Source organism: Streptomyces sp. NPDC031426 (assembly GCF_055581585.1).
This window is the reverse complement of the sequence record NZ_JBVIJE010000016.1, coordinates 101167-126041: the sequence shown is the minus strand read 5'-3', so window position 1 is coordinate 126041 and position 24875 is coordinate 101167. Positions and strand designations below refer to the sequence as shown.

At 71.4% G+C, this 24875-nt stretch carries 25 protein-coding genes and 1 pseudogene; 6 read left to right on the top strand and 20 right to left on the bottom strand.

The window, feature by feature from the left end:
• Window positions 1-130: 130 nt before the first annotated feature.
• From ACZ5NH_RS29395 to clpS, 8 genes are all read right to left on the bottom strand, one after another.
• Window positions 131-2197 (bottom strand): putative Ig domain-containing protein, encoded by a 2067-nt coding sequence (locus ACZ5NH_RS29395; RefSeq protein ID WP_468779419.1) that lies wholly within the window; start codon window positions 2195-2197, stop codon window positions 131-133.
• Window positions 2198-2460: 263 nt separating this feature from the next.
• A complete protein-coding gene (locus ACZ5NH_RS29390; RefSeq protein WP_388627398.1) occupies window positions 2461-3411 on the bottom strand; it encodes a PLP-dependent cysteine synthase family protein in 951 nt (316 codons plus the stop codon).
• A 17-nt stretch (window positions 3412-3428) separates the two neighbouring features.
• A complete protein-coding gene (locus tag ACZ5NH_RS29385; protein ID WP_388627396.1) occupies window positions 3429-3707 on the bottom strand; it encodes a MoaD/ThiS family protein in 279 nt (92 codons plus the stop codon).
• 95 nt (window positions 3708-3802) lie between these two features.
• The gene (locus tag ACZ5NH_RS29380; RefSeq protein ID WP_317774922.1) at window positions 3803-3898 is read right to left on the bottom strand and encodes a putative leader peptide; all 96 of its coding nucleotides are present in this window, start codon (window positions 3896-3898) and stop codon (window positions 3803-3805) included.
• A gap of 79 nt (window positions 3899-3977) precedes the next feature.
• Window positions 3978-4400 (bottom strand): M67 family metallopeptidase, encoded by a 423-nt coding sequence (locus ACZ5NH_RS29375; RefSeq protein ID WP_468779416.1) that lies wholly within the window; start codon window positions 4398-4400, stop codon window positions 3978-3980.
• A 190-nt stretch (window positions 4401-4590) separates the two neighbouring features.
• Window positions 4591-6024: an amino acid permease gene (locus ACZ5NH_RS29370; protein ID WP_468779415.1), complete on the bottom strand. Its 1434-nt coding sequence runs from the start codon at window positions 6022-6024 to the stop codon at window positions 4591-4593.
• Between the two features lie 349 nt (window positions 6025-6373).
• Window positions 6374-6979 carry a DUF2017 domain-containing protein gene (locus ACZ5NH_RS29365; RefSeq protein WP_468779414.1) on the bottom strand — a complete coding sequence of 202 codons (606 nt, stop codon included), beginning with the start codon at window positions 6977-6979 and terminating at the stop codon, window positions 6374-6376.
• Between the two features lie 13 nt (window positions 6980-6992).
• Window positions 6993-7310, bottom strand: a complete 318-nt coding sequence (gene clpS, locus ACZ5NH_RS29360; protein WP_468779413.1) for an ATP-dependent Clp protease adapter ClpS — start codon at window positions 7308-7310, stop codon at window positions 6993-6995.
• 57 nt (window positions 7311-7367) lie between these two features.
• Here clpS and ACZ5NH_RS29355 point away from each other — a divergent pair, with 57 nt between their 5' ends.
• Window positions 7368-8714 (top strand): nicotinate phosphoribosyltransferase, encoded by a 1347-nt coding sequence (locus ACZ5NH_RS29355; protein WP_468779411.1) that lies wholly within the window; start codon window positions 7368-7370, stop codon window positions 8712-8714.
• Window positions 8715-8810: 96 nt separating this feature from the next.
• Window positions 8811-9404 carry a nicotinamidase gene (locus ACZ5NH_RS29350; RefSeq protein WP_468779409.1) on the top strand — a complete coding sequence of 198 codons (594 nt, stop codon included), beginning with the start codon at window positions 8811-8813 and terminating at the stop codon, window positions 9402-9404.
• A gap of 3 nt (window positions 9405-9407) precedes the next feature.
• Here ACZ5NH_RS29350 and ACZ5NH_RS29345 read toward each other — a convergent pair whose 3' ends face one another.
• Together ACZ5NH_RS29345 and ACZ5NH_RS29340 are read right to left on the bottom strand one after the other, a co-directional pair.
• Window positions 9408-9728: a hypothetical protein gene (locus tag ACZ5NH_RS29345; RefSeq protein WP_468779408.1), complete on the bottom strand. Its 321-nt coding sequence runs from the start codon at window positions 9726-9728 to the stop codon at window positions 9408-9410.
• 124 nt (window positions 9729-9852) lie between these two features.
• Window positions 9853-10237, bottom strand: a pseudogene (locus ACZ5NH_RS29340) (immune inhibitor A domain-containing protein); the annotation flags it as partial.
• 239 nt (window positions 10238-10476) lie between these two features.
• Here ACZ5NH_RS29340 and ACZ5NH_RS29335 point away from each other — a divergent pair.
• Window positions 10477-10734 carry a hypothetical protein gene (locus tag ACZ5NH_RS29335; RefSeq protein WP_468779406.1) on the top strand — a complete coding sequence of 86 codons (258 nt, stop codon included), beginning with the start codon at window positions 10477-10479 and terminating at the stop codon, window positions 10732-10734.
• 75 nt (window positions 10735-10809) lie between these two features.
• Here the strand turns inward: ACZ5NH_RS29335 and ACZ5NH_RS29330 are convergent, their stop codons facing one another.
• Together ACZ5NH_RS29330 and ACZ5NH_RS29325 are read right to left on the bottom strand one after the other, a co-directional pair.
• The gene (locus ACZ5NH_RS29330; RefSeq protein WP_388627381.1) at window positions 10810-11574 is read right to left on the bottom strand and encodes an RDD family protein; all 765 of its coding nucleotides are present in this window, start codon (window positions 11572-11574) and stop codon (window positions 10810-10812) included.
• 74 nt (window positions 11575-11648) lie between these two features.
• Complete coding sequence (locus ACZ5NH_RS29325) at window positions 11649-13181, bottom strand: RDD family protein (RefSeq protein ID WP_468779404.1); 1533 nt, start codon at window positions 13179-13181, stop codon at window positions 11649-11651.
• Between the two features lie 159 nt (window positions 13182-13340).
• Here ACZ5NH_RS29325 and ACZ5NH_RS29320 point away from each other — a divergent pair, with 159 nt between their 5' ends.
• Window positions 13341-13658 carry an SsgA family sporulation/cell division regulator gene (locus ACZ5NH_RS29320; protein ID WP_468779402.1) on the top strand — a complete coding sequence of 106 codons (318 nt, stop codon included), beginning with the start codon at window positions 13341-13343 and terminating at the stop codon, window positions 13656-13658.
• Between the two features lie 17 nt (window positions 13659-13675).
• Here ACZ5NH_RS29320 and ACZ5NH_RS29315 read toward each other — a convergent pair whose 3' ends face one another.
• On the bottom strand, window positions 13676-15085 hold the full coding sequence (locus ACZ5NH_RS29315; RefSeq protein ID WP_468779400.1) for an FAD-binding oxidoreductase: 1410 nt from the start codon (window positions 15083-15085) through the stop codon (window positions 13676-13678).
• A 93-nt stretch (window positions 15086-15178) separates the two neighbouring features.
• On the bottom strand, window positions 15179-16324 hold the full coding sequence (gene hppD / locus ACZ5NH_RS29310; protein ID WP_388627373.1) for a 4-hydroxyphenylpyruvate dioxygenase: 1146 nt from the start codon (window positions 16322-16324) through the stop codon (window positions 15179-15181).
• A 122-nt stretch (window positions 16325-16446) separates the two neighbouring features.
• On the opposite strand from hppD, the gene ACZ5NH_RS29305 reads away from it, so the two are divergent.
• Window positions 16447-16929: an Lrp/AsnC family transcriptional regulator gene (locus tag ACZ5NH_RS29305; protein WP_388627372.1), complete on the top strand. Its 483-nt coding sequence runs from the start codon at window positions 16447-16449 to the stop codon at window positions 16927-16929.
• A 6-nt stretch (window positions 16930-16935) separates the two neighbouring features.
• Here the strand turns inward: ACZ5NH_RS29305 and ACZ5NH_RS29300 are convergent, their stop codons facing one another.
• The 3 genes from ACZ5NH_RS29300 to ACZ5NH_RS29290 are packed head-to-tail and all read right to left on the bottom strand — an operon-like array spanning window position 16936 to window position 19627.
• Window positions 16936-17727 (bottom strand): S16 family serine protease, encoded by a 792-nt coding sequence (locus tag ACZ5NH_RS29300; protein ID WP_468779397.1) that lies wholly within the window; start codon window positions 17725-17727, stop codon window positions 16936-16938.
• A 32-nt stretch (window positions 17728-17759) separates the two neighbouring features.
• Window positions 17760-18869 (bottom strand): o-succinylbenzoate synthase, encoded by a 1110-nt coding sequence (gene menC, locus ACZ5NH_RS29295; RefSeq protein WP_468779395.1) that lies wholly within the window; start codon window positions 18867-18869, stop codon window positions 17760-17762.
• Window positions 18866-19627, bottom strand: a complete 762-nt coding sequence (locus ACZ5NH_RS29290) for a chorismate synthase (protein WP_468779393.1) — start codon at window positions 19625-19627, stop codon at window positions 18866-18868. The genes menC and ACZ5NH_RS29290 overlap by 4 nt, the downstream gene beginning before the upstream one ends.
• A gap of 101 nt (window positions 19628-19728) precedes the next feature.
• On the opposite strand from ACZ5NH_RS29290, the gene ACZ5NH_RS29285 reads away from it, so the two are divergent.
• Window positions 19729-21282: a PucR family transcriptional regulator gene (locus ACZ5NH_RS29285; RefSeq protein WP_468779391.1), complete on the top strand. Its 1554-nt coding sequence runs from the start codon at window positions 19729-19731 to the stop codon at window positions 21280-21282.
• On the opposite strand, the gene dapE is transcribed toward ACZ5NH_RS29285, so the two are convergent.
• The 3 genes from dapE to ACZ5NH_RS29270 form a co-directional block, all read right to left on the bottom strand.
• Window positions 21263-22318 carry a succinyl-diaminopimelate desuccinylase gene (dapE, locus tag ACZ5NH_RS29280; RefSeq protein WP_468779389.1) on the bottom strand — a complete coding sequence of 352 codons (1056 nt, stop codon included), beginning with the start codon at window positions 22316-22318 and terminating at the stop codon, window positions 21263-21265. The two genes, ACZ5NH_RS29285 and dapE, sit on opposite strands and share 20 nt — an antisense overlap.
• Entirely contained in the window at window positions 22315-23775 is a 1461-nt protein-coding gene (locus ACZ5NH_RS29275) for an amino acid permease (protein ID WP_468779387.1), read from the bottom strand. Before ACZ5NH_RS29275 ends, dapE begins: the two co-directional genes overlap by 4 nt.
• A 180-nt stretch (window positions 23776-23955) precedes the next feature.
• Window positions 23956-24597, bottom strand: a complete 642-nt coding sequence (locus tag ACZ5NH_RS29270; protein WP_388627360.1) for an IclR family transcriptional regulator — start codon at window positions 24595-24597, stop codon at window positions 23956-23958.
• Between the last annotated feature and the right edge of the window lie 278 nt (window positions 24598-24875).

Here is a 24875-nt window from a genome sequence, read left to right as displayed (position 1 = left end):
GGGGTTCGCCTTTCTGCCGTGCGTGGCCGTGAGGGTTCGGCCGCCTGGTGCAGATGTGACGTACCGGTACCGAAAAAGGATCCCGCACGCGGACGGTTTCCGCGTGCGGGACCCGGGGTCGTGCGGAGGATCAGCTGGTCGTCAGGGCGGTGTCGTCCACGACGAAGCTGGTCTGGAGGGAGGAGTCCTCCACGCCGTTGAACTTCAGGGTGACCGTCTGGCCCGCCAGCGAGGACAGGTCGAAGGTCTTCTGCGCGTACCCGGAGTTCGCGTTGACGTTCGAGTACGTGGCCAGGGTGGTCGAACCGGCGGTCACGGTCAGCTTGTCGTACGCGGTGCTGCCGGTCTCGGCGGTGTCGATGTGCAGGTAGAAGGTGAGCGTGGCCTTGCAGCCTGCCGGGATCGTCACCGACTGGGACAGCGTGTCGGTGTGGCTGGAGCCGTAGCCGTCGAGCCAGGCGTAGTACGAGCCGCCGTGGGCCGCCTCACCGGTGCCGTTGGTGATGACGCCGCTGGAGGCGCTCCAGCCGGTGTTGCCCGACTCGAAGCCCGGGTTGGCCAGCAGCTGGGAGGACGAGCAGGTGCCGCCGGAGGAGCCGACCGTCCAGGTGAAGGACGTCGAGCCGGAGGCGCCGGTGGAGTCCTGCGCGGTGACCGTGACCTGGTAGCTGCCCGCGGTGGACGCCGTACCCGAGATCAGGCCGGTGGAGCTGTTGATGGACAGCCCGGTCGGCAGGCCGGAGGCACTGTAGGTGAGGGCCGCGCCCGCGCTGTCGCTGGCCTGGATCTGCAGGCTCGCCGAGCTTCCGGTGGTGGTCGACTGGCTGCCGGGGTTGGTGACGGTCACCGTGTTGCCGCTGCTGGAGCCGGCGGTGAAGGCGGCGGTGCCGTTCGGGGTGCCCCAGCCGGTCGGGCCGTCGTAGCCGGTGCGGGCAGTGCAGAAGTACGAGGTGGAGCAGGAGCCGTTGGAGCCGCTGGTCACGTCGTACAGGTTGGAGGTGTGGGAGTACGGGTACTTCGCCGGGTAGTCGCTCGCGCCCGGGGTGCCCGCGAGGGCGTAGACGCCGGCGACGATCGGCGAGGAGGCGCTGGTGCCGCCGACGACGCCCCAGCCGGAGCCGCCGTAGGTGTCGTAGACCGCCACACCGGTGGCCGGGTCCGCGACCGCGGAGACGTCGGCCTCCATGCGCTTGGCGCAGCCTGTGTCGGTCTGCCAGCCCGGCTTCGGGTCGTAGGCGGAGCAGCCGGAGCCGGTGCCCTCGGTGGAGTTGGTGTGCCACACCGACTCGCTCCAGCCGCGGGAGTTGGAGGCGGTGGTGAGCGCGGTGCCGCCGACGGCCGTCACGTACTGGGAGGTCGCCGGGTACTCGGCGCCGTAGGCGGAGTCACCCGAGGAGACGGTGATCGCGACACCCGGGTGCTTGAAGTACGAGGTGTCCTCGCTGGTCTGCGAGGAGGACTCGGAGCCGCCCCAGCTGTTGGAGACGAACTTGGCGCCGAGCGAGACGGCCTCGTTCTCGGCGATGCCGAGGTCGGTGTCGTTCGCGGAGTTGGCCTCGACCAGGATGATGCTGCAGTTCGGGCAGACCGCGCTGACCATGTCGATGTCCAGCGCCTCTTCACCGGCCCAGCCGCTGTCGTTGGTCGGCAGCGAGGTGGTGGAGCCGGTCTGGCTGACCTGCTTGAAGCAGCCGTTGGCCTTGGTGCAGGAGGACAGGCCGTACGTGGAGCGGTAGGTGGCCAGGTCCGACTCGGCGTTGGGGTCGTTGTAGGCGTCGACGATGGCGACCGTCATGCCCGAACCGCCCGTGGTGGGCAGGTTGTAGGCGCTGTGCAGGTTGGCCGGGGAGAGGCCGGAGGGTGCCGCGGCGGCGACCGCCGAGGCGAGGCGCTGCCGGATGTCCGTGCGGCGCTGGGCGAAGCAGGACGCGTAGCCCGGCTTGGCCTTGGCGCACAGGTGCTCGGTCGGCACCTGCTGGCCGGCCTTGCCGGTGGAGTGGAAGGTCTGCCGCCTGGGGTCGGTCAGCGCCTTGGCGTTCTGCGTGACCTTGGAGGTGTGGGGGTGTGCGGTGGCGGACTGGGCGCCGGCGGTCGGTGCGGCGACCAGACCGGCGACGGTCAGGGCGAGCGCGGGGAAGGCGACGGCGACGAGTCTTCGCAGACTCCGTCTCCGCCGCGTAAGGCGTGACTCACGCATGGGGTACTGCCTCCGGTTGACGTGGGGTATCGCACTGGATTGGCAGGCCCGTGACGCGCGTAGCGGCGGCAGAACCGCGCAGTCATGAGCATGACACTCACAGACACCTGACAGTCCGCCGCGTGAGCGTGACATGCCAGGGTGTGGGAGGAACCTAGCCTTGGCCTCGGCGTGACCGGCAGTACCTCAAAGGAATTCTTTGCCCGCCCATAGGAATGACTTAGCCCCCTCATTAGGAGGGGGCGAAGACGCGGTTGCGGCGGTCAGGCCCAGAGCTGGCCCTGCAGCGTCTCGATGGCCTCCTCGGTGGTGGCCGCCGTGTAGACGCCGGTGGACAGGTACTTCCAGCCGCCGTCGGCCACGATGAAGACGATGTCCGCGGACTCCCCCGCCTTGACCGCCTTCCTGCCCACGCCGATCGCCGCGTGCAACGCCGCGCCGGTCGAGACGCCCGCGAAGATGCCCTCCTGCTGCAGCAGTTCACGGGTGCGGGTCACCGCGTCGGCCGAGCCCACCGAGAAGCGAGCGGTGAGGACCGAGGCGTCGTACAGCTCGGGTACGAAGCCCTCGTCCAGGTTCCTGAGGCCGTACACCAGGTCGTCGTAGCGCGGTTCGGCGGCGACGATCTGCACGCCCGGCCTGTGCTCGCGCAGATAGCGGCCGACGCCCATCAGGGTGCCGGTCGTGCCGAGGCCGGCCACGAAGTGGGTGATCGAGGGCAGGTCGGCGAGGATCTCGGGGCCCGTGGTGGCGTAGTGGGCGCCCGCGTTGTCCGGGTTGCCGTACTGGTAGAGCATCACCCAGTCGGGATGCTCGGCGGCCAGCTCCTTGGCCACGCGTACGGCGGTGTTGGAGCCGCCCGCGGCCGGGGAGGAGATGATCTCGGCGCCCCACATGCCGAGCAGGTCCCTCCGCTCCTGCGAGGTGTTCTCCGGCATCACGCACACCATGCGGTAGCCCTTGAGCTTGGCGGCCATGGCGAGGGAGATGCCGGTGTTGCCCGAGGTGGGCTCCAGGATGGTGCAGCCCGGGGTGAGCCGGCCGTCCTTCTCCGCCTGCTCGATCATGTGCAGCGCGGGACGGTCCTTGACCGAGCCGGTGGGGTTGCGGTCCTCCAGCTTCGCCCAGATACGGACGTCGGCGGACGGCGACAGCCGCGGCAGGCGCACCAAGGGGGTGTTGCCCACCGCGGCCAGCGGGGAGTCGTAGCGCATCGCTGCTCAGCGACCGATCAGCGCATGCCGCCGGCGACGGCCGGCAGGATCGTCACGGTGTCGCCGTCGGACAGCTTGGTCTCAATGCCGTCGATGAAGCGCACGTCCTCGTCGTTCAGGTACACGTTGACGAAGCGGCGCAGCTTGCCCTCGTCCACGATGCGGGCCTGGATGCCCGCGTGCCGGGTCTCGAGGTCGGCGAACAGCTCGGCGAGGGTGTTCCCGCTGCCCTCCACCGCCTTCTGGCCGTCCGTGTACGTGCGGAGGATGGTCGGGATGCGGACCTCGATGGCCATGGCTCAGGGCTCCTGTCGGAAGGTGTCGTCGGTTCGGTCAGGCGCGCGGCGGCGGCGCGCCGCGGCTCAATGCCGGACGGCGGCAGCGGGGTGGATCAACAGATGGCGCTGTTCAGCCTGCACAGGTCGACGTGCAGCCGCGCCACGAGCAGCATGCCCGGCGCCTTGTCGCTCACGTCGAGAAGAACCATGGGCTCATCGTAACGATTCCCGGTCGGGTCATCGGAGTGTGATCTCGCATGCTGGATGAAATCCGACCGCATCGCGGGATCAGTAGGCCTCCACGACCTTGACCTCCTCCTCCGTGACCTCGCCCTCCACGATCCGGAAGGAGCGGAACTGGAACTCGCCGAGGCCGTCGGTGTCGCGGGTGGAGACCAGGACGTAGTGGGCGCCGGGCTCGTTGGCGTAGGAGATGTCGGTGCGCGAGGGGTAGGCCTCGGTCGCGGTGTGGGAGTGGTAGATGACCACCGGGTCCTCGTCGCGGTCGTCCAGCTCGCGGTAGAGCTTGAGCAGATCGCCCGAGTCGAACTCGTAGAAGGTCGGCGACATGGCCGCGTTCAGCATCGGGATGAAGCGCTCGGGGCGGTCCGAGCCCGCCGGGCCCGCGACGACGCCGCACGCCTCGTCGGGGTGGTCCTTGCGGGCATGGGCGACGATCTGGTCGACGAGGGCCTGGGTGATGGTCAGCATGGTTGTCAGGATAAGCAGGCAATCAAAAGGGGCCGCGCGCAGCGCGTCGGGCAGGGCGGCGGCGGGAGACAGGTGGGCCGTTCCGTACCGATGGATGGTACGGAACGGCCCATATGCCGGACGTCCTGAGCGGCAGCCGCCGCGGGGCACCACGAGAGCCCCGTGCGGCCGGACGTCCCGGAGGGGATGGTCAGCGCTTGCGGAAGGCCGCGGCCTCCGGGTTGCGGCGCTTGAGCACCCAGTAGGAGACGCCGAGGATCGCGGCCCACAGCGGAGCACAGTAAAGCGACACCCGGGCGTCCTTGTCGATGCCCATGAGCACGATCACCATCAGGATGAACGCCAGCGCGAAGACGCTCGTGTACGGCGCTCCCGGCGCGCGGAACTCGCTGTGCGGCAGCAGCCCGCGGTTCGCCTTCGCCCGGTAGCGGATCTGGCAGACCAGAATGACGATCCAGGCCCACATGCCGGAGATGGTCGCGAAGGAGACGACGTAGTCGAACGCCTTGCCCGGCCACTGGTAGTTGATCCAGACGCCGAACAGCATGAGCGCGGCGGAGAACGTCGTCCCGACCAGCGGGGTACCGCTGCGCGTCAGCCTGGTGAAGAACTTCGGGCCCTGGCCGTTGAGCGCCAGGTCGCGCAGCATGCGGCCGGTGGAGTACATGCCGGAGTTGCAGGAGGACAGCGCGGCCGTGAGGACGACGAAGTTGACGATGCCGGCGCCGACGGACAGACCCATCTTCTGGAAGGCGGCCACGAACGGGCTCACGCCCGGGTGGAACTCGGTCCACGGCACGACCGACAGGATCATGATCAGCGCGCCGACGTAGAAGACGGCGATGCGCCACGGCACGGTGTTGATCGCCTTGGGCAGCACCTTCTTGGGGTCCTTGGACTCGCCCGCGGTGACACCGACCAGCTCGACGGCGAGGAAGGCGAACATGACCATCTGCAGGGTCATCAGCGTGTTGCCGACGCCGTGCGGGAAGAAGCCGCCGTCGCTCCACAGGTGGCTCACCGAGGCGGTCCTGCCCGCGTCGGAGAAGCCGATCGTGAGGATGCCGGCGCAGATCAGGATCATGCCGATGATCGCGGTGACCTTGACCATGGAGAACCAGAACTCCAGCTCACCGAAGAGCTTCACCGAGATCAGGTTGGCGCCGTACAGCACGATCGTGAAGATCAGGGCCGAGACCCACTGCGGGATGTCGAACCAGTACGTCATGTAGGCGGCCGCGGCCGTGACCTCGGTGATGCCGGTGACCACCCAGAACAGCCAGTACGTCCAGCCGGTGACGAAGCCCGCGAAGGGGCCGATGAACTCGCGCGCGTACTCCGAGAACGAACCCGACACCGGGCGGTACATCAGCAGCTCGCCGAGCGCCCGCATGATCAGGAAGATGACGAGACCCGCGATGGCGTAGGCCAGGATGAGGCTGGGGCCCGCCTTGGAAATGCCCTTGCCCGCGCCGAGGAACAGGCCGGTGCCGATGGCTCCGCCGATGGCGATCATCTGGATCTGCCGGGACCCGAGCCCGCGCTGGTATCCCTCGCCGTCCTCGCTGTCGGCCGGCGCGGCGTCCTTGCCGTCCCGATGCTGGTCGACCTGCGCTGAGGTCATGTGTGGTGCGCCTTTCTCCATGCCGACCCGGGCCTTTCGTCGGCCTCGGATCGGGTTTCGATCCCCCCGGATTGCTGGAGCTGGGCGGCTTTCCAGGTCCGCCCGTGCCTGGCCGACGGTCGTCGGCTCGGTGGCGCACCCGGCCGGACATGGGTGGTGTCGGCCGGGCGGTCGTGAAGATTTATCACGGCCGCGATATTGATCACGGGGGCGCGATGTGGCGCATCACACAGGGAAAAGGGGGCAAAGAGCGCCCGAATGCGGCAAACCAGGCCGCAACGGTGACGGGATCGTTATCCGGATTTGAGCGTCCGCTGAGCGAACACCCGTACACCGTAAAATGCCCTGATTACGCCATAAGCGTGTGGACCAGGGTCTCCTGGAGCCCGCCCAGCCACAGATAGGCCATCACCATCGGCTTGCGCGGGTCCTCGTCCGGGAGCCGGTAGAGCAGATCGGTGTCGTCCTCGTCGGTGATCTCCAGCCGGGTGCCGATCGCGAGCCGCAGGTCGTTGAGGGCGCCGAGCCACTGCCGGGACTCCGCCGGCGCCAGCTTCAGCACCGCCCCGCCCTCGTCCACCGGGGCGAGCGAGTCCAGGGCGCGGATCACCGCGAGCGCGTTCTCGCGCTTGCCGGCGCGCAGGTCGTTCTCGGTGTAGCGGCGGAACTCGGCGGAGTGGGCCTGCCGCTCCTCGGCCTCGGCGGGCGAGTCCGGGGCCTGCTCCGGGTCGCTGTAGGCGTCCGGGAGGAGTCTTCTGAGCACCGGGTCGGCGGGCGGCTCGCTCGGGCCCTCCGCGAAAAGCTCGGCGAGCGGGTCCTGCGGGCTGTCGGCGCCCGGCCCGGGGCCGATGAGCTCCAGGAGCTGGACGGCCAGCGACCGGATGATGGAGATCTCGACGTCGTCGAGCGCGACGGCCGCGCCGCCGCCGGGGAGCGGTTCGAAATGTCCTGGCATGTAAATGAGTTCGCTACTTCCGGTCCTGCTGCAGGGTGGCCCACAGACCGTAGCCGTGCATCGCCTGCACGTCGCGCTCCATCTCCTCGCGGCTCCCGCTGGAGACGACCGCCCGGCCCTTGTGGTGGACGTCGAGCATGAGCTTGGTGGCCTTGTCCTTCGAGTACCCGAAGTAGGACTGGAAGACATACGTCACGTAGCTCATGAGGTTGACCGGGTCGTTGTGCACGATCGTGACCCAGGGGACGTCGGGCTCGGGTACGGCGAAGACCTCCTCCGCCGACTCTGTGCGTTCGATCTCTACGGGCGCGGGTGACGTCACATTGCCCATGCTGCCACGGCAAGGAAAAATCGTCACACCGACGAAAAGGGAGTACGATCCCCAGTCATGAACACAGCGGACCTTGGGCTGCCGGTGGACGTTCCCTCGACGGCGCTCTTCACCGACCAGTACGAGCTGACGATGCTGCAGGCCGCCCTGAAGGCCGGTACGGCCGAACGGCGGAGCGTGTTCGAGGTCTTCACCCGGCGCCTGCCGGAGGGGCGCCGCTACGGCGTGGTGGCGGGCACCGGGCGTGTCCTGGACGCGGTGGAGAACTTCCGCTTCGACGCGGACGTCCTCGGCTTCCTGCGCGAGCGGCAGATCGTCGACGAGCAGACCCTGGAGTGGCTCGCCGACTACCGCTTCAGCGGGGACATCTGGGGCTACCCCGAGGGCGAGGTCTACTTCCCCGGCTCGCCGATCATGCACGTCGAGGGCACCTTCGCCGAGTGCGTGCTGCTGGAGACGGTGATCCTCTCCATCCTCAACCACGACTCCGCGATCGCCGCGGCCGCCTCCCGGATGGCCTCCGCCGCGGGCGAGCGCCCGCTGATCGAGATGGGCGCCCGCCGCACCCACGAGCTGGCGGCGGTCGCCGCCGCGCGCGCCGCGTACGTCGGCGGCTTCGCGACCACCTCCGACCTCGCGGCCGGCTTCCGCTACGGCATCCCCACGGTCGGCACCTCGGCGCACGCCTTCACCCTGCTCCACGACCGCGAGCGGGACGCCTTCCAGGCCCAGGTCGACACCCTCGGCCGGGGCACCACCCTGCTCGTGGACACCTACGACGTCGCCGAGGCCGTCCGTACGGCGGTGGAGGTGGCCGGCCCCGAGCTGGGCGCCGTCCGCATCGACTCCGGCGACCTGCTGCTCGTCGCCCACCGGGTGCGCCAGCAGCTGGACGAGCTCGGCGCGGCCAACACCAAGATCGTCGTCACCTCCGACCTGGACGAGTACGCGATCGCCTCCCTCGCCGCCGCTCCCGTGGACGCGTACGGCGTCGGCACCCAGCTGGTGACCGGCTCCGGGCACCCGACCTGCTCCATGGTCTACAAGCTGGTCGCCCGCGCCGAGTCCGGCGACCCGAAGGCGCCGCTGGTGCCGGTCGCGAAGAAGTCCAGCGGCGGCAAGACCTCCATCGGGGGCCGCAAGTGGGCGGCGCGCCGGCTGGACGAGGACGGGGTGGCGGAGGCCGAGGTGGTGGGCACCGGCCCGGTCCCGGCGGACCTCGCCGACCGACAGCTGCTGGTGGAGTTGATCAAGGGCGGGGACGTGGTGGCCCGCGAGCCCCTGGACGCGCCGCGCGACCGCCACATCGCCGCCCGCGCGAACCTCCCGCTCTCGGCCACCCAGCTCTCCCGAGGGGAACCTGTCATTCCGACGGAGTACGTCCAGGGGCGCTCGGGTAGCTAAAGCGGGACCGCCGTCCGCCCCGCCCACGCCCCCTCCCCTACGGGCCCGTAAGTCTCTAGGCTCAGTTACTTAATCCTCAGTCGAAGGACAACCGCCATGCGTCGCGCCTTGATCGTCGTAGATGTGCAGAACGACTTCTGCGAGGGGGGCAGCCTCGCGGTGGCCGGGGGTGCGGACGTGGCCGCCGCCATCACGGAACTGATCGGCCAGACCGGGGGCAGCGGATACCGCCATGTGGTGGCCACCCGCGACCACCACATCGCGCCCGGCGGCCACTTCGCCGACAACCCCGACTTCGTCCGCTCCTGGCCCGCGCACTGTGTCGCGGGCACGGAGGGGGTGGGCTTCCACCCCAACTTCGCCCCCGCCGTCGCCTCCGGCGCGGTCGACGCGGTCTTCTCCAAGGGGGAGTACTCGGCGGCCTACAGCGGCTTCGAGGGCAAGGAGGAGAACGGCACACCGCTCGCCGACTGGCTCCGCGCCCGCCACATCGACGAGGTCGACGTGGTCGGCATAGCCACGGACCACTGCGTACGCGCCACGGCCCTGGACGCCGCGAGGGAGGGCTTCCGCACCCAGGTCCTGCTGGACCTCACGGCGGGGGTGGCTCCGGAGACGACGGAGCGGGCGCTGGAGGAGCTGCGAGAGGCGGGCGTGGAGCTGACGGGCAAGCCCGTGGTCAGTGGCTGAGGGTCACTGAACCACCGCTGACCTGCGCAGAAGCGCCCGGATGGGGTGCCACAGCTCGGTCACGATGACACCGTTGTCCGTCGGTGCCGTGCGCCATATCAGGCCGTCCGGATGGTGCAGCACGGCCGTGATCTCGTCCGGGGTCGGGGGCGCGGCGTTCCCCCGGAGGTAGATCGCGCGGAACCCCAGGTTGCGGAGCCTGGTCAGGGCTCGGGCCCGGTTCTGGGCGTGCACCAGAACCCGCACCCCGGCGGAGCCGTGGGGCAGGTTCAGCGCCACCACGACCGTGCCGTTCGGCAGCTTGCAGAAGCCTCCAGCGGCCATGCGGTCACATCCCCGTTTCGGTCGGTGTCAATAAGCGGTCCACAGGACGCACCTAAACACGATCGGCGGCGACCCGCCAAGGGGTCGCCGCCGATACGCGTCTGACCTGCGAAAACGTTGACCACTTCAGCGCGGGACCGACCTTGAGCAAGATCGTCGAGCCATCCTTGGCCTCCTTGACGATCGCGATCTTGGTGTTGGTGTCAGTGACTCGCACGCCACCGGTGGGGTTCGACGGGTCGCAGTAGGTGCTGGTGTGGTCGTTGAAGACCGGCACCCCCTTCGGCGCCTTGACCACTTCAGCGCCGTCGGGTGCGAGTCGATCGGCAGGATCAGACCGGTGCCCGGGTGACCGGCTGCGCTGTTGGTGTTGTTGTCCGCCTGGGAGGTGTCCCGCTTCCAGATCAACAGGCCGTTCCGGACTCCTTGGTGAAGGACGCGCCGATGCGGAAGAAGCCGTTCGAGGTCCAACCGGCGTCCGCGGTCTCGGCGTTGCCGGAAGCACAGGTCGATAGCCAGTCCTTGACTTGTTCGCGCCAAGTGCACTGGATGGCGCAGACGTTCGCTCTGCGAACCTGCTCGCGGTCTATGCCTCCACCCCATGACTCCGTGCGCCCCCTGTGCACCGGTACCGTGGGTTAGGTCATGCTTACCGGGTGCCTGGCTCGGGCATGCACGCGAAGAGAGTCGAATGGCACGCCCATCCGAAGAATCGAATCCCCCGAAGACTTCCGAGGACACGATTGCCATGCCTCGTCCGACCGCCGCACAGCTCGTTTACGGTTCGTGCACCGTGATCTTCTCGACGCTCGCCATGCTGCTGCTGTCCCAGACGAGTTCACGCCTCGGGGTCAGCGTCATAGCCCTCTCGGCGCTGGCCCTCGGGCTGCTCGTGGCGATGACGGTGCCGCTGCCGAAGGCCCGCACCACCGGGGCACCGGCTCGGACGCCGGTCACATCCGCCGAGCCCGCGCCCCAGGAGCAGCCGGTCTCCACGGCCCTGTGAGCAGTCCGTACGAAAGCGGCGGGCCCGTGATCCCACGGACCCGCCGCTTTCGTACGGGCGCCCCTGACGCCTCGCTCAACCGGTGCTGACCACCACCGTCTTGGCCGCCTTGTCGTGCAGCCCTTGCTTGTAGGGCTTGTCGAAGTAGCTCCAACCGCCGCAGATCGCCGTCCAGATGCAGGCACAGCAGAAGGCGAACGGCAGCCACAGCACCAGGGCGCGGATCAGGTTGGTCTGCACCGAGGGGGTGGCGCCGTTGTCCAGGTTCGCCACCCGCATGTTGAGCCACTTCTTGCCAAGGGTCTGGCCGTACTTGCTCATCATGAAGGTGTCGTACGCGATGTACAGCACGGCCGCGATGAAGGCCTGCCCCACGGACTTGCCGACCGTGACGTGGTCGCCGTTGACCTGGTACTCGCGCACTCCGAACGCCCAGGTGAGCAGCCAGACGACGATGCCGACGAGGATCATGTCGGCGATCCGCGCGAGTGTCCGCCTGCCGCTGTCGGCGAGCGGGGGCATACCGGCGAGCGGGTCCTCGGGGTAACCGCCGGCACCCGCGCCGTAGGGGCCGCCCGCGTAGGGAGGGGGCTGAGGCTGGTCTCCGCCGTACGGGGGCGGGGGCTGCTTGCCGTACGGCGGCGGGGGCTCACCGCTTCCGTACGGGGGTGGCTGGCCGCCGCCCGGAGGCTGCCCGCCACCCGGTGGCGGAGGCTGCTGGGCGCCGCCGTACGGGGTGTCGTACGGCGAGCCCGGCCCCTGGTCCGACGGGGGCCGCTTCCTGAACGGGTCGTCCTCGGGGGGCTCCTCTCCGGAGCCGGGGGGCGGTTGGCTGCTCATGGCCCGAGTGGACCGCGAACGCCCCGGTTCCGCATCCGGCGGACGGCCGTACGGAGTACGTCCGTGCCCCGCGCTCAGCCCGCGACGAAGGTGTGCGCCGCCTTGTCGTGCCAGCACTGGTGCCAGGGCCGGTCGAACAGGCACCACAGCACGCCGACGATCCCGATGCCGAGCAGGCCGGGCACGCTGTAGACCAGCCAGCGGCGCAGCGCCAGGCCGAAGGTGGGGGGCTCGTGCGCCTCGATGTCCCGCACTTCGAGCCCCAGCAGCTTCTTGCCGAGGGTGCGGCCCCATTTGGCGGTGGGCAGCACCTCGTACCCGACGCCGGCCAGGAGCAGGACCGCGAGCACGATGCCGAGGCTGGTGGCGGTCGTGCCGTCGAGCAGCCAGACGGTGACCTCGCGGCCGGACAGCCTGGCCGCGTCGATCTTCTGCTGGACGTGGTCGACGGCCTTGGTGCCGAGCGGTACGGCCGCGGCGGCCGTCACGGCGCCCACGACCAGGGTGTCGATCAGCCGGGCGGCGAACCGCTTGCCGAGTCCGGCGGGACGGGCGGCGGCCTGGCGGCGCGCGGCCGCCTGGAACAGGTCCTCGACGGGCGGCTTCCACGGCGCCACGGGCTGCCCGTCCGCGCCGCCGGCCAGCTGGTGCACCTGCTGCGCCCAGGACGCCTGCCCGCCGCCGGGCCCGCTGGTCACCGGGGTGACCGGGGCACCGCTCTGCGCCGGCACCGAGGGGGCCACGGCCTCCTGAGCGGGCTGCGCGGACGGGGCCTGCGGCGTCTGCGCGGCGGCGCGGGCGGCGGCGGCCTTGCCGGCCCCGAAGCCGGGGCCGCCGGCCGGGGAGGCGGAGGCGGGGTTCGGGGAGGACGCGGCGGAGGGCGGGGTGGGCGCGCCGACGGGGCCCTGCGGTCCGAAGCCGGCGCCGGCCCCGGGGCCGGCGCCGGGGACCTGCGGGCCGTAGCCGGACGAACCGGCCGCATCCGCCCCGGGACCACCGGAGGCCGGCGCCTGCGCGCCGGACGCCGGCGCGCCGAAGCCGGAGCCCTGGGCCGCGCCCTGCGGTCCGAGGCCGGAGCCCGGCCCGGCTTCCGCGCCGGAGGCCTGCGGTCCGGACCCGGACCGCGGGCCCCGCCGGCCCTGGCCGGGTACCGGGCGGAACGTCATCGTGCCGTCGTCCGTGACGGCCGCGGGCCCCGGGACCGGCCGGCGGAAGAGGAAGGTGCCGCCGGGGTCCTGGTCCTCGCCCTCGGCCGGGCCTCCGTCGGTGCGGCCGACCTGTCCGGCCGACCCGGCCGAGCCCTCCGCGGGCACCCGCGGATCGGCACTCCAGGCGGTCCGCCCGTCACCGGCACCGGCCTCCTGGCCGGAGGGCGTCGGCTGTGGGTCCTCGTCGAAGAAGTGGGGGCCCGTCTCCTCCACCGCCGAAGGCGCGGCGCGGACACCGGGCGGCGGGATGAGCGGTTCGCCGTCCTTGGGCGCCGGGCGGCTGGTGCCGGGCACCCAGGAGGCGCCGTTCCAGTACCGGACGTATCCGGGGATGGACGGGTCCGGGTAGTAGCCCTCGCGGGGCCGGTCGTCACCTGGGGCCGGGGTTGGGGCGCTCATGTCCGTCGTCCCGTATCTGCTCGGGGGTGGGATGGGAGCCTCCACATCTATCAGACCGCGGCAGCCCGCAGCGCCAGTCCCGCAGGACCCACCCCTTTCCGGGCGACTCCGTGCCCGGCTCTCACACGTCCGCGGAAAAGGTTTCCCCGAACCCGCATAATGGCCCGGCCCCTGCGGGAGCTGGAACTGAGGCTCATCCTGTCGCCGGAGCGCGGCATTCCGGTGCCGGCCCGGCTGAGCTACCGCTCCGACGATCCGTACGCCGGGCAGGGGGACGTGCGGGTGTGGCCGACGAAGGTGGAGGGGCGCAGTGTCGTGCTGTTGGCGCTGAGCTCGCCGGACGGGGACGCGCTGCTTCAGGCGCCGGTCCCGCAGGTGTCGGCCTGGCTGGAGCGGACGCTGCGGGCCGTGCCCCCGGGAACGGAGGGCGGGCAGCTGGGCATCGACGACGCGCTCGACCAGCTGCTCGCCCAGTGAGGGGCCGTACCGAGGGCTCAGAGGACCTTGCCCGGGTTGAGGAGGTTCAGCGGGTCGAAGGCCTGTTTCACGGCCCGCTGCATCTCCACCCCGACCGGGCCGATCTCCCGGGCCAGCCACTCCTTCTTCAGCACGCCGACACCGTGTTCGCCGGTGATGGTGCCGCCGAGTTCCAGGCCGAGGGCCATGATCTCGTCGAAGGACTCGCGGGCCCGCCGGGACTCGGCCACGTCCTGGGCGTCGAAGCAGACCGTGGGGTGGGTGTTGCCGTCGCCGGCGTGTGCGCAGACGCCGATGGTCAGGTCGTACTTGGCGGCGATCCGCTCGACGCCCTCCAGCATCGCGCCGAGCCGCGAGCGGGGCACGCACACGTCGTCGATCATCGTCGTGCCCTTGACCGCCTCCAGCGCGGTCAGCGAGAGCCGCCGGGCCTTGAGCAGCAGCTCGGACTCGGCCGCGTCCTCGGCCGGGACCACCTCGGTGGCGCCGGCGGCCTCGCACAGGGCGCCGACGGCGGCGAGGTCGGCGGCCGGGTCCGGGGTGTCGAAGGCGGCCAGCAGCAGCGCCTCGGTGGTCTCCGGCAGGCCCATGTGGGCGAGGTCGTTGACCGCCTTGACGGTCGTACGGTCCATCAGTTCGAGGAGGGACGGGACGTGACCGCCCGCCATGATCCGGCACACGGCGTCGCAGGCGGCCGCGGCGGACGGGAACTCGGCGGCCAGCACCAGCTGCTGCGGCGGCTTGGGCTTGAGCGCGAGCACGGCCCGTACGACGATGCCGAGCGAACCCTCGGAGCCGACGAACAGGCGGGTGAGGTCGTACCCGGCGACGCCCTTCGCGGTGCGACGGCCGGTGGACATCAGGCGGCCGTCGGCCAGCACCACGTCCAGGCCGAGCACGTACTCGGCCGTGACCCCGTACTTCACGCAGCACAGGCCGCCGGACCCGGTGCCGATGTTGCCGCCGATGGTGCACATCTCCCAGCTGGAGGGGTCCGGCGGGTAGTACAGGCCGTGTTCCTCGACCGCGCGGGAGAGGGTCGCGTTGATCACGCCGGGTTCGACCACGGCGATCCGGTCGACGGGGCTGATCTCCAGGATGCGGTCCATCTTGGTGAGGGACAGCACGATGCAGCCGTCGGTGGCGTTGGCGCCGCCGGACAGGCCGCTGCGGGCGCCCTGCGGGACCACCGGGACGCGCAGTGCGGTGGCGGTGCGCATGACGTGCTGGACCTGCTCGACGGTGCGCGGCAGGACGACGACGGCCGGGGTGCCGGCCGGGCAGAAGCTCGCCATGTCGTTGGCGTAGGCGGCGGTGACGTCGGGGTCGGTCAGAACGGCCTCGGCGGGCAGGCCGGCCAGGAGCCGGTCGGTGAGGCTGCCGGTGTCCACGGCGTCTTCGGAGCGGGGCGCTTCGATGCGGCTCATGATCTCAGGTTCGCACTGACGGCCATCGGTGTGAACCCGCGGGCGTCGGGCGACGGACGCAAGCGCCGCCGCCCGACTGAAGCCCGTACGGACCTAGAGGTTGCCGCGCTTGGCCTGCTCGCGCTCGATCGCCTCGAACAGGGCCTTGAAGTTGCCCTTGCCGAAGCCCATCGAGCCGTGGCGTTCGATGATCTCGAAGAACACCGTCGGGCGGTCCTGGACCGGCTTGGTGAAGATCTGCAGCAGATAGCCGTCCTCGTCGCGGTCGGCGAGGATCTTCAGCTCGCGCAGGGTCTCGATCGGCACCCGGGTGTCACCGACCCACTCGCCGAGGGTGTCGTAGTAGGAGTCGGGGGTGTCGAGGAACTCGACACCGGCCGCGCGCATGGTGCGGACGGTCTGCACGATGTCGTTGGTGTTCAGCGCGATGTGCTGGACGCCGGCGCCGCCGTAGAACTCCAGGTACTCGTCGATCTGGGACTTCTTCTTGGCGATCGCGGGCTCGTTGATCGGGAACTTGACCTTGAGGGTGCCGTCCGCGACGACCTTCGACATCAGCGCGCTGTACTCGGTGGCGATGTCGTCGCCCACGAACTCCTTCATGTTCGTGAAGCCCATGACCTTGTTGTAGAACCCGACCCACTCGTTCATCCGGCCGAGTTCCACGTTGCCGACGCAGTGGTCGATGGCCTGGAAGGTGCGCTGGGCGGGCGGGGCGACCATCGGCTTGGCGGCGACGTAACCGGGCAGGTACGGGCCGTCGTAGCCGGAGCGGTCGACCAGGGTGTGACGGGTCTCGCCGTAGGTGGCGATCGCGGCGAGGACGACGGTGCCGTGCTCGTCCTTCACCTCGTACGGCTCGACGACGCTCCGCGCGCCGTGCTCGACGGCGTACGTGTACGCGGCGCGGGCGTCCGGGACCTCGATGGCCAGGTCGATGACGCCGTCGCCGTGCTCGGCCACGTGCCGGGCGAGGAAGTGGCCCCAGGCGCTGCTCGGCTTGATCACGGAGGTGAACACGAAACGGGCGGAGCCGTTCTCGAGCACGTAACTGGCGGTCTCGCGGCTGCCGTTCTCCGGTCCGGAGTAGGCGACCAGCTTCATGCCGAAGGCGGTGGAGTAGTAGTGCGCCGCCTGCTTGGCGTTGCCCACGGCAAAGACGACCGCGTCCATTCCCTTGACCGGGAAGGGGTCGGCCTGCCGGGCGGTGTCGGGAGTGTGGTGAGTGGTCTGCGTCATAGCGGAAGCGTGGACCCGCCCTGCAAGGTGCGCAATAGTTTCCGTGTTCGCTGGGCAATATGCTCAGTAGTATGGCCGTATCGGCGGTCTTTCTGTACAGGATGCCCATCCCTGGAGGTGCCGTGGCGATCGATCATCTGGACGGGCGGATCATCGTGCTCCTCGCCCGCGAGCCGCGCATCGGCGTGCTGGAGATGTCCCGGCGGCTCGGGGTCGCCCGGGGCACGGTCCAGGCGCGCCTGGACCGGCTTCAGTCGAACGGGGTCATCCGGGGATTCGGCCCGCAGGTGGACCCGGCGGCCCTCGGCTACCCGGTGACGGCCTTCGCCACCCTGCAGATCCGCCAGGGCCAAGGCCCCGATGTCCGGGCGCACTTGGCGACCGTGCCGGAGGTGCTGGAGCTGCTGACCACCACCGGCAGCGGCGACATGCTGTGCCGCCTGGTGGCCCGCTCCAACGCCGATCTCCAGCGGGTCATCGACCGGGTCGTCGGTTTCGAGGGCATCGTCCGGGCCTCCACGGCGATCGTCATGGAGAACCCGGTTCCGCTGCGGATCATCCCGCTGGTGGAGCAGGCGGCCGCGGACAGCGGGGAAGGGACGTAGGCCGGCTCAGCAGCTCGGCACGGACCCCTTGCCGCTCTCCAGCGCCCGAAGGGAGTTCACGGCGCCCTTGAGCCTGGTCACCGGGATCAGGCGCAGGCCCTTGGGCAGTTCCGCCCTGGCGTCGGCGCACTCGGCCTTCGGGACCAGGAAGATCGTGGCGCCGTCGCGCCGGGCGGCCTGGGTCTTGAGGGCCACGCCGCCGACCGCGCCGACCGTGCCGGAGGCGTCGATCGTGCCCGTACCGGCGATGGTCCGGCCGCCCGTGAGGTCGCCGCCGCTGCCGTCGCCGTGCAGCTTGTCGATGATCCCCAGCGTGAACAGCAGGCCCGCGCTCGGCCCGCCCACGTCGGCGAGCCTCAGTGTGACCCTGACCTTGTCGGCGCTCAGCCCCAGGTACTTCAGCGCCGCCTCGGTCGCCGCGTCCTGGGACTGCCGCATCTGCGCCTCGTTGTGCTTCTCGATCTCCTTGACGGTGTTGCCGCTCGGGTAGACCGCGTCGCGCGGCATGACGGCCCGGTCGGTGCGGAACCAGTTGCCGGCCACGTCACCGAGGGTCACCGTGGCGTCGGGACCGGTCGCCTCGATCGTCACCATCCGCAGTTGCCCGCTGGTGTTGCGGACCGGCGCGCCGGAGACGCTGATCACCTGGGTGCCCTTGTTCGCTCCCAGGACGTTCGCCGTCATTCCGGGCTGCGCCACCGAGAACGGCAGCGGCGCGAACGCCGCCGTGGCGAGCAGGGCCACGACAGGCAGAGCGCAGACGGCTACGGCCTGGGGACGCGTGAGACGTGAGAGCACGGGATCAATCTAACGTGACCAGCGGCTGTGCCTTATGCCGCGTACAGGTCCCGTCGCCGACGGGTGAAGCGGCGCAGGGCCTCCGGGAGGGGCTCGACGCCGATCCCGGGGGCGGTCGGGACCGGCAGATGGCCGTCCTGGAGGACGAACGGCTCGGTGATGTCCTCGGCGAAGTACCGGGAGGAGGCGGAGGTGTCCCCGGGCAGGGTGAAGCCGGGCAGGGCGGCCAGGGCGAGGTTGGGGGCGCGGCCGATGCCCGTCTCCAGCATGCCGCCACACCAGACCGGTACCCCGTGCGCGTGGGCGACGTCGTGGACCCGGCGGGCCTCCGGATAGCCGCCCACCCGGGCGGGCTTGACGTTCACCACCCGGCAGGCGTCCATCGCGATCGCGGCGGCGGTGTCGGCGGCGTGGTGCAGGGACTCGTCCAGGCAGACGGGGGTGCGCAGGCGTTTCTGCAGCTGGGCGTGGGCGTGCAGGTTGTTCTCCGCCAGCGGCTCCTCGATCAGCAGCAGCCCGAAGTCGTCCAGGCGCCGCAGGTGCTCGGCGTCGGCCAGGGTGTAGGCGGTGTTGGCGTCGACCTGGAGGGGCAGTGCCTCGCCGAAGCGGTCGCGCACCGCCCGTACCGGCTCCACGTCCCAGCCCGGCTCGATCTTGAGCTTGATGCGGGCGTACCCCTCGGCGAGATAGCGCTCGACGTCGTCCAGCAGCTCCGGCACCGAGTTCTTGATGCCGACCGACACCCCGGCGGGCACCCGGTCCCGCACCGCGCCCAGATACGTCGCGAGCGGCATGCCGTACGACCGCAGCTCGGCGTCCAGCAGGGCCGTCTCCAGGGCCGCCTTCGCCAGCTCGTGGCCCTTGATCTTCGCCATGGCCGGGGCGAGGGCGGCGGTCGTGACCTCCCCCAGCGCCGCGACGCGCGGGATCAGGAAGTCGCGCAGCACGATCTCGGCGCCGGCGACGAACTCCGAGCAGTACAGCGGCTCGGGGTCGGCGGCGAACTCCGACCAGCCCTCGGCGGAGTCGGTGACGACATGCAGCAGGAAGGTGTCCTTCGTCGTCATCGTCCCGAAGGACGTACGGAACGGGGTGACCAGCGGGATCGCCACGTGGACGATCTCGACGCGCTCCAGCTTCACGCCGCAGCCTCCTCGCGGGTGAGGGTGTACCAGCCGTCGCGGGACATTCCGGTGGCCCGGAACCGGTCCTCGAAGGCCGTCAGCAGCACCTCGCGCACCGCGTGCCGCCAGCGCAGCGCCAGCGCCGGGTCGGCGGCGCGCAGCTTGACGATGTCCTCCGGCACCCGGCACCACAGGTGCCGCTCGTCGCGGCGGGCGAGGGGGTCGCCGTCGGGGGCGGTGGCGGTGACCGGTCCGCGCGGTGCGAGGTCGTACGACACCGCGGGCGTGCCCGGGTCCGCGCCCAGGTCCCATGTCACCGTCAGCCGGTCGCTCTCGTCGCCGTCGTTCACGCCGTCGGTCATCGGGCCGTAGAAGTCGACCAGGTACTCGGTGCCGGTGGCGCCCAGCTTGGCCAGGTTGAAGCGGGCGTTGCGGCCGACCAGCGGGTCGAAGGTCCAGCGCATGGTGCGGGCGCCCAGGCCGAGGGCCCAGTCGCGCTGGGCCAGCTTCACCGCGTGCCCGAGCCCCCGGTCGGCGGCGGCCACCAGCGAGTACGTGCCGCGGCCGGCGCCGAGGACGGCGACGGAGGCGCCGGCGAGCCGCTGCCCGTCGTACGCGGCGTGCACCGCGCCGCCGGCGTGCACCAGGCTGTGCAGGACCTCGGCCGGGTAGGGCGGGGCCGTACGGGGCGTCTGCCAGACGTCGCTGAAATAGTCGGCCACGGCCGCGAGGGAGGCGACGTCGTGGACGGTACGGATGGTGACTCCTGCTGTCATGGCACGAGTCTTAAAGGAGCCGGCTCCGCTTGTGTTGTGCGAGTGGCCAACGCACGCGTACGTTCGTTTCACCATCCGCCAACAGCCCGCTGGAGACCGCCATGGACGCCTGCACCCTGGGTGACCTCCTGGACGTCGTCGGCGGCCCCGCCCTGCGCCTGCACGCGGCCCCCGCCGGGCAGGCCGTCCCGGTGACCGAGGTGGTGCTCCACGACGGCCGCACCCCGTCCCCCCGGCAGCCCGGCGCACTCCTGCTCGCGGTCGGTGTCCCGGCCGCGGAGTCCGGGCCGCTGCTGCGTGCGGCCGCCGAGGCCGGGCTGACCGGGGTGGTGGTGCGCGGCGCGGACGGCCCGGTCGCCCAGGCGGAGGAGCACGGCGTGGCCCTGCTGTCGGTCGCCGAGGACGCCGCCTGGCACCACGTCCATCTGCTGCTGGCCTCGGCCATCGCCGCCCAGCCCGCCGCCGTGTCCTCCGACACCGGGCTCGGCGATCTGTTCGCGCTGGCCGACGCGATCGCGACGGCGACCGGCGGGGCCACCGCCATCGAGGACCCCCGGCAGCGGATCCTCGCCTATTCCACCGTCCCCGGTCAGCCGGTGGACGAGGACCGCCGGCAGGGCATCCTCGGCCGGCAGGTGCCGGCCAGCGCCGAGAACACCGAGCAGTACCGCAGGCTGTTCGCGGCCGACCGCCCGCTCCGGCTGCCCTCGCTGACCGACGGGGAGCTGCCCCGCCTGGCGATGCCGGTGCGGGCCGGCGGGGAGACGCTCGGCTCGGTGTGGGTGATCGACGGCGGCTCGCTCGCGCCGGACGCCGAGGACACCCTCGCCCAGGGCGCCTCCACCGCCGCCCTGCTCCTGCTGCGGGCGCGCGCCGCCCGGGAACTGGCCCGGCACCGGGGCAGCGAGCTGCTGCGCCGGCTGCTGGACGGCACGGCGACGGACCCGGCCACGGCCGCCGAGCGCCTGGGCCTCGCCGGTCCCGTCCGGGTGGCGGCCTTCGTACTGGACTCCGCCGCGAGCGTCCCGGACGCCGAGCGCACGGCGCTGCGCCTGCTGGACGTCGTACGGCTGCAGTGCGAGGCCCGCTACGGGCGGCACGCGGGCGTGCTGGTGGACGGGGTGGTGTACGCGGTGCTGCCCGGTCCTGGTGAGCGGCACAAGCGGCTGGCCGAGGACATCGTGGCGCGGGCCGGGCAGGCGCTGCGGGTGCCGGTGCGGGCGGCGCTCGGCGAGGTCGTGCCGGACGCGGCGGGGCTGGCGGACTCACGGGCGGACGCGGATCTGGTGCTGCGGGTGCTGGACGCCGGCCTGCCGGTGGCGGTCGTGGACGAGGTACGGCCTCGGGTGACGCTGCTGCGGCTGGCCGAAGTGATGGGTGAGCGACGGGAGTTGAGCGCGGGCGCCTGGCGGCGGGTGCTGGCGTACGACGCCGCGCACGGCACGGAGTACGCCCGCACCCTGGTCTGCTGGCTCGACGCGGGCTGCGACATGGCGGGCGCGGCGAAGCTCCTCGCCGTGCACCCCAACACCTGCCGCTACCGCCTGAGGCAGCTCCAGCAGCACGCCGGGGTCGACCTGGACGACCCCGACGAACGGCTGGTGCTGTGGCTCCAGTTGCGGGTGCTGGCGGGACTCAGAGGAGCCACTGCCTGAGCCGGTCCTCGCACCGCCGAAGGTGCTCCACGGGGACGTACTCCCCCGCCGTGTGGGCGAGGGAGGGGTCCCCGGGGCCGTAGTTGAGCGCGGGCACGCCCAGCGCGGCGAACCGGGCGACGTCCGTCCAGCCCAGCTTGGGCCTGGGCTCGGCGCCGAGCGCGGCGACGAGCCCGCCGACCCGGTCCAGGTGCGGCAGGGCTCCGCCGACGACCTCGGTGACCCGCACCTCGTACTCCGGGAAGAGCGAGCGCACGTACGCCTCGGCCTGCTCGGGTGAACGGCTCGGCGCGAAACGGCAGTTGACGGTGACGACGCACTCGTCCGGCACCACGTTCCCGGCGACCCCGGCCCGCACGGCGACGGCGCTGAGCCCCTCCCGGTACTCCAGCCCGTCGACGAGGATCCGCTCGGGCCGGTGCGCGTCGAGCCGTTCGAGGACCCGGCCGGCCTTGTGGGCGGCGTTGACGCCCCGCCAGGCGCGGGCGGTGTGGGCGCGGGCACCCTCGACCACGATGTCGGCGGTGAGGATGCCCTGGCAGCCGGCCTCCACACCCGCGTCGGAGGGCTCCATGAGGATGGCGAGCCCGGCGTCGGCGAGCAGTTCCGGCCGCTCGGCCCCGATCCGGGCGAGGCCGTTGCGGTCCCCTTCCACCTCCTCGCACTCGTAGAAGACGTAGGTGAGATCGCGCACGGGCGCGGTCACGGTGGCCGCCAGCCGGAGCGCCACGGCCACCCCGCCCTTCATGTCGCAGGCGCCGAGCCCGTGCACGCGGTCGTCGGCGAGCCGGGAGGGCAGGTTCCCGGCGGCCGGGACGGTATCCAGGTGCCCGGCGATCAGGGCGCGTTCGCCCCGCCCGAGGTGGGTGCGGGCGACGACGGAGTTGCCGATCCGGTCGACGGTGAGATGGGGCAGGGCGCGCAGGGCGGTGTGGACGGCGTCGGCGATCTCCGCCTCCCGCCCGCTCTCGGAGGGCAGGTCGACCAGGGCGCGGGTGAGGTTGACGACGCCGGCGGTGAGGTCGAGGGCGGTCATGCGAGGTCTTCCGGGGAGATCTGGGCGAGCTTGGAGTGCCGGATGCCGTAGAAGCCGTAGATGACGAGCCCGGCCGCCATCCATGCCCCGAAGGCGATCCAGGTGTCGGCGCCCAGGCTGCCCAGCATGTAGACGCAGAAGACGACGCCGAGCAGGGGCGTGACGGGCGAGAACGGCACCCGGAAGGAGCGCGGGGTGTCGGGGCTGCGCCGGCGCAGCAGTACGACCGCCAGGTTGACCAGCATGAACGCGAAGAGGGTGCCGATGCTGGTGGCGTCGGCGAGGCTGCCGAGCGGGACCAGGGCGGCGAGGACGGCGATGAACGCCGACACGATCACGGTGTTGGCGCGGGGCACGCCGGTGCGCGGGTGCACCTTGGCGAACAGGGGCGGCACGAGCCCGTCCCGGGCCATGGCGAAGAGGATGCGGATCTGCCCGTACTGCACGGTGAGCACCACGCTGGTGGTGGCGACGACCGCGCCGATGGACAGCAGGATCGGCCACAGGTTGCCGCCGCCGACGGACCGTACGAGCACCTCGCTGAGCGTGGCCTCGGTCCCCGCGAACTGCTTCCACGGCATGGCGCCGAGCGCGGCGACGGCGACGAGCACGTACAGGGCGGTGACCAGGATCAGCGACAGGATGATGGCGCGCGGCAGGTCCCTTTGCGGGTTGCGTGCCTCCTCACCCGCGGTGGAGGCGGCGTCGAACCCGATGTACGAGAAGAACAGCGAGACGGCTCCGGCGCTCATGCCGGCGGCGCCGAGCGGGAAGAGGGGGTGGAAGTTCCCGGCCCGGAAGGCGGTGAAGGCGACGGCGCAGAACAGCACGAGGGCGGCGATCTTGATGCCGACCATGATGGTGTTGGCGACGGCGCTCTCCTTGGCCCCGCGCAGCAGGACGACCATGGCGAGTACGACGATGAGGGCGGCCGGGATGTTGAGGGTGCCGCCGGCCCCGGGCGGCGCACTGAGCGAGTCGGGCAGCGTGACGCCGAAGGTGAGCTGGAGCAACTCGTTGACGTACTGCCCCCAGCCCACGGCGACGGCGGCGACCGACACCCCGTACTCCAGGATCAGACACCAGCCGCACACCCAGGCGACCAGCTCGCCGAGGGTGGCGTAGGCGTAGCTGTACGAGGACCCGGAGCCGGGAATCATGCCGGCCAGCTCGGCGTACGACAGCGCCGAGAACAGGGCGGTGACACCGGCGAGGACGAAGGAGACGACGATGGCGGGTCCCGCCTCCGGCACGGCCTGCCCGAGCACCACGAAGATGCCGGTGCCGAGGGTGGCGCCCACGCTGAGCAGCGTCAGCTGGGCCACGCCCATGGTCCGCTTCAGCGGGCTGCCGGCGGCCTCCCCGACGAGGCGTTGCACCGGCTGGCGCCGGGTGAGCCGATGTGTGCCGCTTGCTTCGTGTGCTGTGGCCTCCGGCCGGGTGCCCACTGTGTCCACCGCGCTGTTCCCTCCGCCTCGGCGTGTATGGCCCTTGATGATGCGGAGGGGCAGGGATGGCGGGGTGTGCGGATCGGCCAAAGGTGTGTGGCGAGGGTTGGCCGGATGAGCAAACGCAGCTGCGGGCAGTCGTGCCGCCGGGCGGCCGGACACTCATCGCACCGCTCGGCGCGGCCGGCGTCAGCGCAACGCTTCGGCGACCTCCTTCGCCGCCTCCACCACTCTCGGCCCCACCCGCTCCGGCACGGAGTCGGCCAGCATCACGACGCCCACGCTGCCCTCGACGCCCGTGACTCCCACCAGCGGCGCAGCGGCCCCGCTCGCCCCGGCCTCCAGTTCCCCGTGCGTGAGGGTGTACCCGGGATCCGCGGACGACGACTGCCGCGCGGAGAGGATCGCCTTGCCGGCCGCCCCCCGCTCCAGCGGATGCCGGAACCCGGCGCGATACGCCACGTGATAGTCGGTCCACGTCGGTTCGACGACGGCGACGGCCAGCGCCTCCGTCCCGTCCACCAGCGTCAGATGCGCCGTCGCCCCGATGTCCTCGGCGAGCGACCGCAGCGCCGGCAACGCGGCCTCCCGCACCAGCGGATGCACCTGCCGGCCGAGCCGCAGCACCCCCAGCCCGACCCGGGCTCGCCCGCCCAAGTCACGCCGTACGAGCGCGTGTTGTTCCAGGGTGGCGAGCAACCGGTACACCACGGTACGGTTCACGCCCAGTTTCGTGGACAACTCCGTGACGGTCAGCCCGTGGTCGGTGTCGGCCAGCAGCTTGAGGACACGCAGTCCCCGATCGAGCGTCTGAGAGGTCTCCGCGGTCACGACGCCCACTCCTTCGGCGGTGAGGTCGGCGGACCCCCTGAGCGGCGGATGCGCCGCCGAGTCCCGTCGGCGACGCGCTTCAGAGGCCGCCGATCGGCAGGACGCCCGGCGGCTCCGGGCCATGTCGCTTCACGGCTGCGCTCCGCGGCGGCGCTGCCACGGGGCGTGTGCGTAGCCGGACAGTAGCGAAGCAGGTTCGCTGAGCGGAAGTCTCCGTCCAGAATCCGGGCAAGACCAGTTCCGGCCTGCCTGAATTCGTCCGGATACGCACAGGCCCC